The 14,490-nt window shown below is 64.7% G+C and carries 12 protein-coding genes; 4 read left to right on the forward strand and 8 right to left on the reverse strand.

What is annotated here, in order from left to right; genetic code table 11:
- Window positions 1–22: 22 nt before the first annotated feature.
- Genes WDC82_RS01375 through WDC82_RS01385 form a run of 3 tightly spaced genes read right to left on the reverse strand, consistent with a single transcriptional unit; the run spans window position 23 to window position 5,044 of the window.
- The gene (locus tag WDC82_RS01375; protein ID WP_340115448.1) at window positions 23–3,493 is read right to left on the reverse strand and encodes an acyl-[ACP]--phospholipid O-acyltransferase; all 3,471 of its coding nucleotides are present in this window, start codon (window positions 3,491–3,493) and stop codon (window positions 23–25) included.
- Window positions 3,494–3,522: 29 nt separating this feature from the next.
- Complete coding sequence (locus tag WDC82_RS01380; protein ID WP_340115450.1) at window positions 3,523–4,416, reverse strand: alpha/beta fold hydrolase; 894 nt, start codon at window positions 4,414–4,416, stop codon at window positions 3,523–3,525.
- A 4-nt stretch (window positions 4,417–4,420) separates the two neighbouring features.
- Window positions 4,421–5,044: a TetR/AcrR family transcriptional regulator gene (locus WDC82_RS01385; RefSeq protein WP_340115452.1), complete on the reverse strand. Its 624-nt coding sequence runs from the start codon at window positions 5,042–5,044 to the stop codon at window positions 4,421–4,423.
- Window positions 5,045–5,500: 456 nt separating this feature from the next.
- On the opposite strand from WDC82_RS01385, the gene WDC82_RS01390 reads away from it, so the two are divergent.
- Genes WDC82_RS01390 through WDC82_RS01400 form a run of 3 tightly spaced genes read left to right on the forward strand, consistent with a single transcriptional unit; the run spans window position 5,501 to window position 8,421 of the window.
- Window positions 5,501–7,186: a Na/Pi cotransporter family protein gene (locus WDC82_RS01390; RefSeq protein WP_340115454.1), complete on the forward strand. Its 1,686-nt coding sequence runs from the start codon at window positions 5,501–5,503 to the stop codon at window positions 7,184–7,186.
- An 18-nt stretch (window positions 7,187–7,204) separates the two neighbouring features.
- Window positions 7,205–7,579 (forward strand): phosphoribosyl-ATP diphosphatase, encoded by a 375-nt coding sequence (hisE, locus tag WDC82_RS01395; RefSeq protein WP_340115456.1) that lies wholly within the window; start codon window positions 7,205–7,207, stop codon window positions 7,577–7,579.
- Window positions 7,576–8,421: a DeoR/GlpR family DNA-binding transcription regulator gene (locus tag WDC82_RS01400; protein WP_340115457.1), complete on the forward strand. Its 846-nt coding sequence runs from the start codon at window positions 7,576–7,578 to the stop codon at window positions 8,419–8,421. Before hisE ends, WDC82_RS01400 begins: the two co-directional genes overlap by 4 nt.
- 16 nt (window positions 8,422–8,437) lie before the next feature.
- Here WDC82_RS01400 and phnE (WDC82_RS01405) read toward each other — a convergent pair whose 3' ends face one another.
- From phnE (WDC82_RS01405) to WDC82_RS01425, 5 genes are all read right to left on the reverse strand, one after another.
- Window positions 8,438–9,253 (reverse strand): phosphonate ABC transporter, permease protein PhnE, encoded by an 816-nt coding sequence (gene phnE / locus WDC82_RS01405; protein ID WP_340115458.1) that lies wholly within the window; start codon window positions 9,251–9,253, stop codon window positions 8,438–8,440.
- Window positions 9,253–10,062, reverse strand: a complete 810-nt coding sequence (phnE, locus tag WDC82_RS01410; RefSeq protein WP_340115459.1) for a phosphonate ABC transporter, permease protein PhnE — start codon at window positions 10,060–10,062, stop codon at window positions 9,253–9,255. The genes phnE (WDC82_RS01405) and phnE (WDC82_RS01410) overlap by 1 nt, the downstream gene beginning before the upstream one ends.
- A gap of 12 nt (window positions 10,063–10,074) precedes the next feature.
- Window positions 10,075–10,935 (reverse strand): phosphonate ABC transporter ATP-binding protein, encoded by an 861-nt coding sequence (gene phnC, locus WDC82_RS01415; RefSeq protein ID WP_340115460.1) that lies wholly within the window; start codon window positions 10,933–10,935, stop codon window positions 10,075–10,077.
- An 87-nt stretch (window positions 10,936–11,022) separates the two neighbouring features.
- Window positions 11,023–12,003, reverse strand: coding sequence for a phosphate/phosphite/phosphonate ABC transporter substrate-binding protein (gene phnD / locus WDC82_RS01420; protein ID WP_340115461.1), 981 nt, complete (start codon window positions 12,001–12,003; stop codon window positions 11,023–11,025).
- Between the two features lie 214 nt (window positions 12,004–12,217).
- Window positions 12,218–13,090 (reverse strand): LysR substrate-binding domain-containing protein, encoded by an 873-nt coding sequence (locus WDC82_RS01425; protein WP_340115462.1) that lies wholly within the window; start codon window positions 13,088–13,090, stop codon window positions 12,218–12,220.
- Between the two features lie 175 nt (window positions 13,091–13,265).
- On the opposite strand from WDC82_RS01425, the gene WDC82_RS01430 reads away from it, so the two are divergent.
- Window positions 13,266–14,477: a 2-aminoethylphosphonate--pyruvate transaminase gene (locus WDC82_RS01430; protein WP_340115463.1), complete on the forward strand. Its 1,212-nt coding sequence runs from the start codon at window positions 13,266–13,268 to the stop codon at window positions 14,475–14,477.
- Window positions 14,478–14,490: the final 13 nt, after the last annotated feature.

The following is a 14,490-nucleotide window of genomic DNA, read 5'->3' on the forward strand; positions in this document are numbered from 1 at the left end:
GCAGTTTGCCGATGCCGGCGCCTCAGGCCGTGCCCGTGTGCCCGCCGCCGCCGACGAGTTCCTCGGCCTGCGCCTTGGCGGCGGGATAGTCGGTCTTACCGGTGCCCAGCAGCGGCAGCTTATCGATGCAGAAGATCTGGCGCGGCACCATCAGTTCGCTGGCCCCCTGCTGGCGCGCGAAGGCGGAGATCGCCTCGCGCGGCGCCTCGGGGCGCTCTGTCAGCAGAACGAGTTGCTCGCCTTTGCGTGCATCCGGCAGGGAGACCACTGCATGCATCTCGTCCGGCCACAGCGCGCTGACGAGGTTCTCCACGGCGCCGAGCGAGACCATCTCGCCAGCGACCTTGGCGAAGCGCTTTGCGCGCCCGAGGATGGTGACGTAGCCCTCGGCATCGATATCGACGATGTCGCCGGTGTCGTACCAGCCGTCCGGCGGCGGCTCCAGCGAGCCTGGGTTTTCGGACTTCAGGTATCCCAGCATGACGTTCGGGCCGGCCACCAGCAGCCGTCCGCCTTCCTCGACGCCTGGCACCTCCTCCAGGCGGTGATGAATGCCCGGCAGCAGGCGGCCGACCGTGCCGGCCTTGAAATGCATGGCGGAGTTCACCGCGATCACAGGAGAGCACTCGGTTGCGCCATAGCCCTCCAGAATGCGCAGGCCGAACTTCTCCATCCAGATGCGGCGGGTCTCATCGCGCACCCGCTCGGCGCCGGCGAAGACGTAGCGCATGGCATAGAAATCGTAGGGATGCGCCATGCGGGCATAACCGGCTAGGAACGTGTCGGTACCGAACATGATGGTGGCGTTGGTGTCGTATGCCAGCACCGGCACGATGCGGTAGTGCAGCGGCGAGGGATACATGAAGGTCCTCACGCCGGAGAACAGCGGCAGCAGCATGCCGCCCGTCAAACCGAAGGAATGAAACACCGGCAGGGCATTGAACACGCTGTCGGTCGGGTTGAAGTCGATGCGCGCGGCAAGCTGGCGGCAGTTGGCCAGCAGGTTATCGTGGCTCAGCACCACACCCTTGGGCTCGCCTTCGGAGCCGGAGGTGAACAACACCATGGCCGGCGCGTTGGGATCGTGGCCGCGCGGCCCGCAGACACGGGCGTGGATCGCGCCGGCGAAAAAGCGGCCGATAAGACCGTAGAGCTTCGAGAAGACGCCGATCTTGCGGCGCAGGTCCTCCAGGTAGACGACCTTCAGCTGGCCTTCGAGGGCCGCGGCCACCTCTTCCAGCTTGGCCTGGGCGATAAAGCGGCGCGACGTATAGACCGTGTCAATCGCCGCCGTGCGGCAGGCTGACAGCAAGCTGGCGCTGCCGGCGGTGAAGTTCAACATCGCCGGCACGCGCCCGAAGGCCTGCAGGGCAAAGAAGCTGACCGCGGCGCCGGCTGCGCTGGGCAGCATGAGACCGACGACCTCGCCGCGCCGGGTCCCCTTCGCCATATGACGACCAAGCGCCAGGGCACCGGTCACCAGGCGGTCGTAGGTCAGCGGCTTGCGCTCGATGTCCTCAACCGCCGACTTGCCGCCGCCGTGCAGAGCCCGCGCCTCCAGCAGGGCCTGGAAAAGGGTACGCGGCTCCTGGTGGTGGATGCGGAACATCATGTCGGACATTACCTCGTAGAGGGCATCGCCGGCCAGCTGGCGGCGTTTGCGGCCGCGCGCCTCCGCCGGAATGGCGAAGCGGCGCGGCGGCAGGACCGTGATGGTGATCTTCGGGAAAAGGTGCAGGCGGAATTTGCCTTTGAGGCGCGAGAAGTGGGTGAACTGCGCGCCGTCGATGCGCACCGGCAGAATCTGCGCGTCCGCTTTGTCCGCAACCATCCCCGGCCCCTCGTAGACCTTCATCAAGGCGCCGGTGACGGTAATACGGCCCTCCGGAAAGATGACGCAGTGCTTGCCCTTCTCCACCTCGCGGATGAGCGCGCGCGTGGCCAGCGGCGAGGTCGGGTCCATCGGAAAGGCTTCGACCAGGATGAGGAAGGGCTTCGCCCACCAGCGCGTCGCCACGTGGGTATCAATGGCGAACATCGGGCGGCCCGGCAGAAATGCGGCCAGCAGCGCGCCGTCCAGGAACGAGACGTGGTTCACCACGATGACCGCCTTGTCGCCCGCCGCCTTGAGGTTGCCGCGCCCGCGCAGCTCGACCCGATAGAAGAGCCGCAGGATACCGGCGGCAATGCCCTTCATCAGTTCATGCGGCAACAGCTTGCACACGTAGTACGCGGCGATGACGTTGGCGGCGGCAATCACCAGGAACACGCCGGTGACGGACATGCCAAGCGCAAAGAGCAGCGCCGCGGCACCGGCGCCGGCGACCATGAAGAGCGCGTTCATCACATTGTTGGCGGCGATGGTGCGCGCGCGGTGATCGGCCTCAGCGCGCGCCTGCACGATGGCGTAGAGGGGGACGATGTAGAGGCCGCCGCAGATCGAGATCAGCAGCAGGTCGGCGAGGATGCGCCAGTGCCCGGCCTGGCCGAGGAAGGCCAGCGCGCCCAAGGTCTCCGCCGCCGGGACCATGGCGCTGCTGGCGAAGTAGAGATCGATGGAGAAGATGGCCATGCCGAGGGCGCCGAAAGGCACGGTGCGCGCCGAGATCTCGCCTTTCAGCAGGCGGTCACAGCCGATCGAGCCGATGCCGATGCCGACAGAGAAGATCGTGAGGAACAGCGTCACCACTGTCTCGTCGCCGCCCAGGACATCCTTGGCAAAGGGTGGGAAGAGCAGGATGAAGGTCGCGCCGACCAGCCAGAACCACGAAATGCCGACAATGGACAGGAAGATATCGCGCCGCGCGGCGGCGTGGCTCAGGATGGTCCGCGTCTCGCCGATGAAGTTCCAGTTCACTTTCAGGCCCGGCGCGGTGGCCGGGGCCGGCGGGATGGTAAGGCTCGCCGCCCAGCCCAAGAGGGCGACGGCGACGACGCCGGCGGAGATCAGCGTGGTGCCGTCGTCGGTCAGAATCACCAGGCCGCCGGCGATGGTGCCGAGCAGGATGGCGAGAAAGGTGCCCGCCTCGATGACGGCGTTGCCGCCGACCAATTCCTTGGGAACGAGGTGCTGCGGCAGAATGCCGTACTTCAACGGGCCGAAGAAGGTGGACTGGGTGCCCATGAGAAACAGCACGGCGATGAGAAAGTCGGCCCGGCCCCAGGCAAATCCGGTCGCGGCCAGGGCCATGATGGCGACCTCTGCCACCTTGACCACGCGAATCATCTTCGCCTTATCGTACTTATCGGCCAGTTGGCCGGCGGTGGCCGAGAAGAGGAAGAACGGCAGAATGAAGAGACCGCCGGCGATCGCCACCAGCGTCTCTCCGCCAAGGCCAAGCACACCCGCCTCCTCGCTGCCGGCAAGACGGAAGAGGATGAGCATGACCAGCGCGTTCTTGAACAGATTGTCGTTGAAGGCGCCGAGAAACTGCGTGACGAAGAGCGGCAGGAAGCGGCGGCTCTTCAGGATATCCAAGGTACGGTCCGACATGGCTTTCGATCCTTAGGGGCGGTCTCGGCTCAGCGCAGCCGCCCGTTCTCGAGAAAATTCAGCGTCGCGGCGATCGTCTGGGGTGAGGCAGCAATCAACGTATGAAGGGCGGGCACCGTCAGGCGGTCGCGAACGCCGGGCAGATCCGTTTCGGCCACCGTCACGACGCCGTCGTTGTTGCCTGACAGGAGCGGGTTGAAGCCGCCCCCGCCGGCCGTGCCGCCGGCGATCACCGCAATCTCGACGTTCTCAGGCGGCAGCGCGAAGGGCGGCCCGGCAGCAATCTCGCTGGCCGACGGCCCGCCGATCCAGTGATAGGGCGGCAGCAGTTCCAGCACCTCGGCAAGTTCCGAGCCTTGGTTGGGCGGTGCCAGCATGACGATGCGGCCGAGTTGACGTTGGTCGTTCCACAGGCCATCGCGGTTTATCAGCTCCCGCACGACGAGGCCGCCCAGACTGTGGGTGACAAAGGAGACGCGCTCGGCGTCCTGCGCTCGACGCAGCAATGCCTCGACCTGGTCGGCGTGGCCGGCAATGTCCCTGGTGAGGCTGGGATAGCTGATGGCGACCGCTTCGTAGCCGGCGGCGCGCAGGTCATGCTGCATGTCACGGAACAAGTAGGTAGAGCGCCCCATGCCGTGCAGCAGCAGCACAAGGTGTCGGCTCCGCGGCGCGAGCCTCTCACGGCGCTTTGCCTCTTCCAGTGCCCCGGCACAGGCGTCGTTCCAGCCGCGGGCGCGGGTGCGGTCCTCACGGTCGAGCAGGCGGCAATTCCCCAGCACCACATGTTGCTGCACGCGCCAGCCGGCGTAGACCTGCCGGTCCTCCCACAGCTGAGTGCGGTTCAGCTGGATGGCGAGCACAAGCAGCGCGGCAAGGCCAAGCAGCAGCACTGCGCGGCGGCGGGTGACGAAGCGGCGCATCGCTTCAGCCCTCCTGCCCTGCGGCGCCACCACCGAGGGCTTGCCAGCAGCCCTCGGTGAGCCGTTCGGCGAAGTCGCCCAGCGGGCGGGTGACTCGACCATAGACTTTGAAAACGGCGACCTGCAGGACCATGCCCAGCACCATGGCGGTGGCAACCTCGGGGTCCTGCTCGGGGATCTCCCCATCGGCCATGGCGGCCGCAATCACTGCCTTCAGCACCTTCACCGGGGTCTGCATGTCCTCGGTCACCCGTTCGAGCTGACCGTGCTGCACCAGCAGCAGGAAGCGGAACATGTCCGGATCCTCCTCGTAGAAGGCGCAGAACTGGCCGACCATGGCCCCGAGCTTGGCACGCAGTCCGCGGCGTGCCGCTTGCAGTGCATTGAGCTCTCCTGACAGGCGCAGGTAGTTGCTCGAGAAGAGCTGCCAGACCAACTCCTCCTTGCTGAGGTAGTGGCGGTAGAGGGTGCCTTCCGCGATCCCCGCCGCGCGGGCGATGTCGCCGATGGTGGAGCGATCGACGCCCTTTTCGGCAAACAGCGCCAGGGCGACCTGCTCGATCTTCTCTTGGGTTCGCGCGCCCCTGGGTACGCCGGGGGCTGCGGCTGAAGCGGTCGATCGACCCATCGGTTTTCCTCAATCGATCAATATGTGAGTGAACGTTCACTCACATATTGATGCATTTCCGGTTCCCCGGCAAGGACTTTGTCCGCCAGGGCAGGCTTATCGTTTCAATTTATCGTTTCTATTTGAAATAACGATTTTACAGATGATCGGCAAAGCCCTGAGGATGAAGGCATCGTATTGGAATGCTGCGGCGAATCCCGCCCAGGGGCTCCTTGGCCGGGAACGATGTCGCATAAGAGTCGTTACAAACCCACCGTCAGGAGCACCGGCTTACCCTGCTGCACGGACCACCATGCCTTCTTGATCTGGCGATTCGCGCGAAAACAAAGAGTTAACCATTTGGGCGCACGATATCTGGTGGGATTGTGAACGGTCCGCCTACGTCCTTGCGGACTCGGACAGAAAATGTAAGATTTCTTACATGGCGTAAATCCATGGAATCCCTGGGACTCTGAGTTGGAAACCATCGTTAGCATCGTCGGCGGCGTCGCTCTCCTGCTCTGGGGAGTGCGCATGGTGCGCACGGGGGTGACCCGCTCCTTCGGTGCCGAGCTGCGCCGGCTGCTGGCGATCTCGGCGAAATCTCGCTTCACCGCCTTCCTCTCCGGCCTTGCCGTCACCAGTGCCCTGCAGAGCGGCACCGCGACGACCCTCATCATCACCTCCTTTGCCGCCCAGGGGCTAATCGGCGGGGGCGCCGCCCTGGCCATCATCCTGGGCGCCGACGTCGGCACCACTGTCGTGGTCCAGGTGCTCTCCTTCGGGCTCGACTGGCTGTCGCCGTTGCTGATTGCGGCCGGCGTCTTCGGCTTCCTCGCTGCTAAGCGCAGCCGCCACAAGAACCTGGCGCGCATCACCCTCGGCCTCGGCCTCTTGCTGCTGGCCCTGCACCTCATCGTCAATGCCTCTGCCCCGCTACGCGAATCCCAGGTTTTCGGCGTGCTGGTCGAGCCGTTGAGCCACGAGGCGCTGCTGGCGGTGCTGGTCGCCGCCGGGTTCACCTGGGTTTCGCACTCTTCGGTAGCCATGGTGCTGCTGATCATGTCACTGGCAGCCTCCGGGGTGTTCCCGCCGGCACTGGCGCTGACCCTGGTGCTGGGCGCCAACCTGGGTGCCGCCATCACGCCGCTGGCCGCGACCTGGGCCTTGCCGGCGGCCGCCCGCCGTCCGCCGCTGGGCAACCTGATAATCCGCACCGCCGGCGTCCTGGCCGTGCTGCCGATGCTGCATTGGATCATGCCCTACCTGACGCTGCTCGGCGCCGAGCCGGCACGCCTCGTCGCCAACTTCCACACCCTCTTCAACCTGGCGATCGCCGTCCTCTTCCTACCCTTCGTGAACCAATTGACGGCGCTGATCAGCCGCCTGTTGCCCGACCAGGTGGTAGCCGACGATCCGAGCCAGCCGAAATACCTGGATCCCGGCACCCTGGACACACCGGCGGTGGCTCTGACCTGTGCCACGCGGGAAGCCCTGCGCATGGGTGACGAGGTGAAGAAGATGCTGCTCGCCTCCGGCGCCGTGCTGCGCAGCAATGACGAGACTCTGAAGAAGGAAACCGAAGCGGCCGATGACATCGTCGACCGACTGCACGAAGCCATCAAGCTGTACCTGACGAAGCTCAACAACGAAGAATTGGATACGCAGGAAAGCGCACGCAGCGTGGAGATCCTGAACTTCACCACCAACCTGGAACACATCGGCGACATCATCGACAAGAACCTGATGGAGCTGGCCAGCAAGAAGATCAAGAACCACACCGCCTTCTCCAGCGACGGCATGGCCGAACTGGAGAGTTTCCACGCGCGCATCGTCGCCAACCTGGACCTGGCGATGAACGTCTTTGCCTCCGGTGACATAGAGCTGGCACGCCAGCTGCTGCGCCAGAAAACGCAGGTGCGCGAGCTGGAACGCCGGTACATCGAGAACCACTACGAGCGCATCAGTGCGCGCCGGCCGGAATCGATCACCTCGTCGTCGCTGCATCTTGACGTGCTGCGCGACCTGAAACGCATCAACAGCCACTTGACCTCCGCCGCTTACTCTATCTTGGAGCGAGCCGGCGAACTGTCGGAAAGCCGGCTGGTCGAACACATCAAGATCACCAAGGGACAGAGCGTTGCGAGCCCCGACCTTTCATAATGCGGAGCGGCCCCGATCATGAGCGACGCCATCCAACGGCTATATGCCCAGGTGACCCTGGAGCGCGGCGGCAACCCCAAGACCTCACGCACCGCCAAGCTGTTCACGGACGGTCGCACCAAGATCGCCAAGAAGCTGGTCGAAGAAGCCTCGGAGGTCTCGCTGGAATGCGTCATCAATAACCGTGATGAGGTGATCCACGAGTCGGTGGACCTGCTCTACAACTGGGTCGTCCTGCTGTCGGAGATGGGCATCCGGCCGTCCGAGATCTGGCACGAGATGGAGCGCCGCGAAGCCGAGTACGGCATCGCCGGCAAGCTGCCGAAGACGGAAAACGGCAACGGCAATAGCCAGCCCGGGGCCGTCAAGAAGAAAGCTGCCGCGCGGTCATGACGTCTCTCGGCGACCCGGGAAGCAGCATCGGGAATACCCGTGACGGCATATCCTCACGCCACGGACGCATACTCAGCCTGCTGGAAGCCCGGGGCTTCGTTTCCATCGGTTCTCTCGCCAAGTCCTTCGCCGTGTCCGAGCAGACCGTGCGCCGCGACCTCAACGATCTGGAAAAGCGCGGCCTGGTGACGCGCTACCACGGCGGCGCCGGGCTGCCGCCGGTCGCCGGCGACGTCGACTACAGCAAGCGCAAGCGCCGCTACCCGACGGAAAAGCAACGCATCGCAGAGATGGTCGCCGCCCAGATTCCAGAGGGCGCCACGATCTTCATCGACATCGGCACCACCATGGAAGCGGTCGCAGAGGCCCTGCTGGACCACCGCCGCCTCACCGTGGTGACCAACCACCTGACCGTGGCGATGATCCTGAACCGCAAGCGCGACTTTCAGATCATTCTTGCCGGCGGCGTTCTGAAGCACAACGACCAAGCCACCACCGGCGAGGCGACCCGTGAGTTCCTCGAGAAGTTCCGCGTCGGCTACGGCATCTTCGGCATCGGCGGCGTCAGCGAAGAAGGCGATCTGCTGGATTTCGACTTCCGCGACATCGGCGTCTCGGCTACGGCGATGAAGATCTCGCGCAAGCGTCTGGTGGCGCTCGACCACTCCAAGTTCACCTCCGAGGCCATCGTGCGTGTCGCGCATCTGCGCGACGTCGACATGGTGTTCACCGATGCACAGCCCCCGGCCCATCTCGCCCGCCTGATGCGCGACAGCGACGTGCGCCTCTTCGTCGCCGGCGAAGACGATGCCGGCGCCACGGTCACCGCGCTCAGGCGCTGAAGCCCCCGTCCACTGTTTAGATGATTGCGTGCCGAATGCGAGCGGAAACCCATTCGCTGAGCACCACGGTGGCGATGATCACCAGCAGAATCAGGGAAACCTGGGTCCAGGCCAGGTTGTTGATCGAGGCGTTGAGCTGCAGGCCGATGCCGCCGGCGCCGACCAGACCCAGCACTGTCGACTCGCGGATGTTGATGTCCCAGCGGAACACCGAGATGCCGGCGAAGGCCGGCATGATCTGCGGCACCACGCCGTACGCCAGGACCTGAGGTCCCGAAGCCCCAGTGGCGCGCACCGCCTCGACTTGGCTCTCGTCAATCTCCTCGATCGCCTCGTAAAGCAGCTTGGCGCAGAAGCCGATCGAGCGCAGGGCAATCGCAATAATGCCGGCGAAAACCCCAGGGCCCAGGATGGTGACCAACATCAGGGCCCAGATCAGCGAGTTGATCGAGCGCGAGGAGACGATGATGAAGAGCGCAATGGGCCTGAGCACCGTGCGGCTGGGCGTGGTATTGCGTGCTGCGCAGAAGGCGACCGGCACCGCCATGACGATAGCCATGATGGTGCCCAGGGTGGCGATGTTGAGGGTGTCCCAGATCGCCTTCCACAGTTTGTCGATATACGCCCAGTCCGGCGGCACCATGCGGGTCGCCAGGTCGCCCGCCTGGGTCGGTGCGTCCCAGACAAACATCCAGATGGTTTTCTCCGAGACAAGGTTCCAGCAATAGACGAAGATCGCCGTGCCGACGAGGTAGCAGGCCCAGATCGATAGTTGCTTGCCGCGCTCGCGGCGCTGCCAGACCTTCGTGCCCGCGCGTTCGCTGACCGGCATTACTGCACCCATTTCCTGACATAGCCGGAGGTGTACTCCACGGCCATGACGATAGCGATGATGACCAGCAGGATCGCCGCCGCCGAATCGAATTCGTAGCGGTCGAAGGCGGTGGTCAGCGTCGCGCCGATGCCGCCAGCACCGACGATGCCGACCACCGCTGACTCGCGGAAGTTGATGTCCAGCCGGTAGAGGCCAAGACCGATCATGCGCGGCAGCACCTGGGGCTGCACCGCATAGTTCAGCCACTGGAACCAGCCAGCGCCGGTCGCGCGCACCGCCTCTGCCTGCACCGGGTCCATGTCCTCGATATCCTCGGCCAGCAGCTTGCCGTAGAAGCCGATGGTGGCGAAACTCAGCGTAACGAAGCCGGCGAAAGGCCCGAAGCCGAAGAGCTTTACGCAGAAGATCGCGATGATGATCTCCTGGAAGCTGCGCGAGACGGCGAGGATCGCGCGGCAGAAGTAGTAGACCGGCTTCGGCGCCAGGTTGCGCGCGGCACCGAGTCCTACCGGAATCGAGAGGGCAATGCCGACCACGGTCGAGATCACCGTCATCCACAGGCTCTCAGCGATGCCATCGACGATGGCGTCCCAACGCGAGACGAAATCCGGGGGGAAAAACCCGGCAAGGAAGCGGGCGCCGCGCGGGACGCCCTCGGCGACGCGGCCCCAGTCGATCTCGGTGGTGCCGAAGGCCAGCGTCAGATAAATGGCGAAGCCGAGGCCAAGACCCCAACGCAGCTGCCGGCTCTTGATCAGCGGCGGCTTCTTCCAGCGCCGGCTGGCGGAAAGCGAGATGTCTGCCATGGCGGCGGCGCCCTAGTTGCCGATTATGAGATTGCGGTCGAGCACGACAGCGCGGTGGTCATCGTGCAGCGATTCTGCCAGCGATTCTTCAGCCTCGCCGTCCTCGTCGTCCACTTTGCGGATGGTGGCTTCCCAGTCCTCCTCGCCGTAGATCTCGGTCAGCACCTCGGCCGTCAGTCCGTCCGGTGGACCGTCGTAGACGATCTCGCCCAGCTTCAGGCCGACGATGCGCTCGGCGAACATCTGCGCCAGCATGACGTCGTGGATGTTCACGATGGCGGAGAGCTTGCGCTCCTTACAGAGCTCGCAGATAAGGCGCATGATCTGGCGCGAGGTCTTGGGGTCGAGCGAGGCTGTGGGCTCGTCGACCAGCAGCAGCTCCGGGTTTTGGGCCAGGGCGCGGCAGATGCCGACACGCTGACGCTGGCCGCCGGAAAGCTCGTCGGCACGCTTGTCGACCATGTGATCGAGGCCGACGCGGCCCAAGAGACGGAAGGCCTCGTCGATGTCGGACTGTGGAAACCTGCGGAAGTAGCTGCGCCAGAAGCCGACGTAGCCGAGGCGCCCGGAGAGTACGTTCTCCATCACCGAGAGGCGCTCGACCAGGGCGTATTCCTGGAAAATCATGCCCATACTCCGGCGCGCGCGGCGCAGCGCGCCGGCACCAAGACCGGTCAACTCCATGTCGTTCAGCCAGACCTTACCCCCAGTAGGTTCAACCAACCGGTTGGTGCAGCGGATGAGCGTCGACTTTCCGGCGCCGGACGGGCCGATGAGCGCCATGATCTGGCCGTCCGGCACCTCCAGGTCGACCCCCTTCAGCGCGAGGTCGCCGGTCCTATAGCGCTTCTCGAGATTCTGCAGACGTAGCATGGGCTTTCCGGGTGAGGCGCGGGAAAACGACGGGGCCAGCCGCCCCTAGACAGGGGACTGCAGCCGGCCCCGTAACGCAGTTTGGTCCTACTTGCACTCGTAGGTGATGCCGTTCGTCCGGTCGATCTTGCGGATGATGTCCCAGTCCGTCTTGTGATAGATGGCGACGAACTTGCCTTCCTTCTGGAATTCCTGCTTCAGGGCCGAACCCTCCCAGTCGAAGGTGAAGAACGCCTGCTCGATCTTAGCCGCCAGCGTAGGATCCAGGTTGTAGGCGTAGCCGTAGCCGGTGGTCGGGAAGGTCTGCGACTTGTAGATCGAACGGATCTGGTCCCGCTTCACGACGTCGCGGTCGAACATACGGTTCATCACCGAGTTGGCAACCGCCGCCGCCTCGTAATCCTTGTTGGCGACGCCGATCACCGAATTGTCGTGCTTGCCGGAGAAGGCGGTCTGGTAGTCCTTGTCTGCCTCAAGGTTGAACTCCGCCTTGAGGATCGCCGAGGGCGCCTTGAAGCCGGAGTTCGAGGTCGGCGCCGTAAACGCCAGAGTCTTGCCCTTAAGATCGGCCGGAGTCTGCACCGGGCTGTCGGCCGGCACGATGATCTCCATCTCGTAGCCGTAAGACCCATCTTCGGAGGCCATCATCGCGAAAGGCACGAAGCCCGCGCAGGCGACGGCAATGGGATTGCTGCCGGTGTTCACGCCGGCGACATGCAGGCGGCCGGAGCGCAGCGCTTCCAACTGGGCGGCGTTGGACTGCACCGGGAAGAAGGCAACCTTCTTGCCGGTCGTCTCGGACATGTGCGCGATGAAGCCGTCCCACACCTTCTGATACACGGCCGGATCCTCGACCGGGGTATAGGAGAAGATGATTGTGTCGGGGTCTACCCATTCGCTTGGATCGGTCGGCAGGTCCGCGGTCAGGTTGCCGTCGCGGTCGCAGTAGCGCTCGTCAAGAAAGCTGCGCGGGCAGTCTTCCGCCGCTGCGGGCGTCGCCAGCGTTCCGGCAAAGCCGATCAGGCCGGCGGCCAGGAACAGTGAAAGAAATGTGCGGGTTTTGCGCATTTAGAGAGCCTCCCATGGCGTATGTCCTCCGTCCCGCTCGTGCAATCGCACGGAGAACGGATGCTTTTTTACATTTATATGGCAGAAAAGTTACAGCCCCCGGCGTCGGGCTGGCAATCAATTTGTGCCGCTTATCAAAAGCTTCCGAGATCGCCCGGCGGCGGCGAGCGACGAGATGGAAACAACGCCGAAGAGACCAAAGCGATGACCCGGCTCAGCCGGCCGCGGCGACCTCGCGCGCCGTCTCGAAGAAAGCGCGGATGACCTTGCCGGCCGCGCGTTCGCGCAGACAGACCAGGGCCTCGTCCATCAGCACCTCGCTGTCGGAGAGGCGAATCGGGACCAGGCGCGGATCCTGGCCGAACTCGGCTGCTGAGACGACGCCCACTCCACCGCCGGTAGCGACGATCTCGCGCACCGCCTCACGACCCTCCGCCTCGATCGAGGGCGTGAGCGCCAGCCCCTGGGCGCGTGCCGCCGCCTCGATGCTCTGGCGGGTCTTGGAGCCGCGTTCGCGCAGCACCAGCGGCTGCTCGGCCAGTTCGGCGAGGGTGATCGCCTTGCGCCCGCTCAAGGGGTGATCGTGGTTGGTGAAGGCAATCAGCGGCGTCGAGCTGAGCTTGATCACCTCAAAGTCGCGGCTTTCCGGCACCTCGCCCAGAATGCCGACCTCGGCCTCGTAGTCGTAGAGCTGGGCGATGACCTCTTCCGAATTGCCGGAACTCACCACCATGGCGATGCCGGGATAGCGCTCGCGGAAGCGGCCGAGGATGTGCAGCATGTGGTGGGCCGAATCGGCCACCACGCGCAGCGACTCGGCGCGCAAAGCGCGCGATTCGGAGAGCAGCTCGAGGGCCTGCTTTTCCACGTCGAACAGGCGGCGGGTGATCTCCAGCAGCTGCTGGCCGGCCCTGGTGAGGCTCACCTGTTTCTTGTGCCTGTTGAAGAGGATGACGTCATACTCCTCTTCCAGCTTGCGCACCTGATCTGAGATCGCCGGCTGGGTGAGACACAGCGCCTCGGCGGCGCGGGAGAACCCGCCGCAGATGGCCACGTAGTGGAAAGCCCTCAGTTGGACGTAGCGCAAGGCGGCCCCTTTTTGGCGAAAAAGCTCGAAAAAGCGTCACAGACTCCTATTAGTATAACCTATCAAACGTATACAAAATAACGATTTTACAGATAGGTGGGCCGGGCCCAGGATGCCCCCGGCTTCCTTCGGGGGCCCTTGCTTTCAGTTAAACCCGCTGAGGAGAGCGACGCTGATGACCCCCACCGGCGGAGCAACCGTTACCCCAAATTTTTCAATGGGCGAGGCGCCCTTGGAGGGCGAGCCCTACCTGCTGACCCCCGGTCCGCTGACCACCTCGGCCAGCGTGAAGCGCGCCATGCTGCGCGACTGGGGCTCCTGGGACGGCGACTTCCGCGCGATGACCGCGGAACTGCGCCGCCGCCTGCTGGCGATCGCCGGAGATACCCAGGGCGCGTATGACTGCGTGCCCATGCAGGGCAGCGGCACCTTCGCCGTCGAGGCCATGCTGGGCAGCTTCCTGCCGCGCGACGGCAAGGCGCTGGTCCTGGTCAATGGCGCCTACGGCCAGCGCATCGCCCAGACCCTGGACTATCTGGGCCGCGCCTACACGGTGATCGACAAGGGCGACTACCTGCCGCCGCGCGGGCCCGAGGTCGCCGCCGCGCTGGAAGCCGATCCGGCGCTCACCCACGTGGTGCTGGTCCACTGCGAGACCTCTTCCGGCATCCTCAATCCCGTGGCGGAGATCGCCCAGGTGGTGGGCGCCAGGGGCAAGAAGCTGCTGATCGATTCCATGAGCGCCTTCGGCGCCCTGCCTCTGGACCTGCGCGACATTCCCTATACAGCCATGGTCTCCTCGGCCAACAAGTGCATCGAGGGGGTGCCCGGCTTCGGCTTTGTCATCGCCCGCCGGGAAGAACTCGAACAGTCCAAGGGCCGCAGCCATTCCCTCAGCCTCGACCTCCATGCCCAGTGGTCCAACATGGAGAAGACCGGCCAGTGGCGCTACACGCCACCGACCCACGTGGTCGCCGCCTTCCTCCAGGCCCTGAGGGAGCATGAGGCCGAAGGCGGTGTCGCCGGCCGGGGCAAGCGCTATGCCGAAAACCGCGACGTCATGGTCGCGGGCATGCGCAAGCTCGGCTTTGAGACCCTGCTGCAGGACGGCTGGCTGTCGCCGATCATCGTCACCTTTTTCAACCCCGCCCACCCCAAGTTCGGCTTCCAGACGTTCTACGACCTGCTGAAATCCAAGGGTTTCATCATCTATCCGGGCAAGCTGACGGTGGTCGACTCCTTCCGCATCGGCTGCATCGGGCGGATGGATGCCACCGTGATGCGCCGGCTGGTCGGCGCCGTCGCCGAAGCATTGCAAGAGATGGGCGTCGACGACGCCACCCCGCCGGCCGCCGCCATGGACGAGCGCGCCAAGCTGGTCGCCTGAAAACGCAAAGGAC

It is taken from the genome of Pelagibius sp. 7325, from assembly GCF_037652055.1.
GTDB lineage: Bacteria > Pseudomonadota > Alphaproteobacteria > Kiloniellales > Kiloniellaceae > Pelagibius.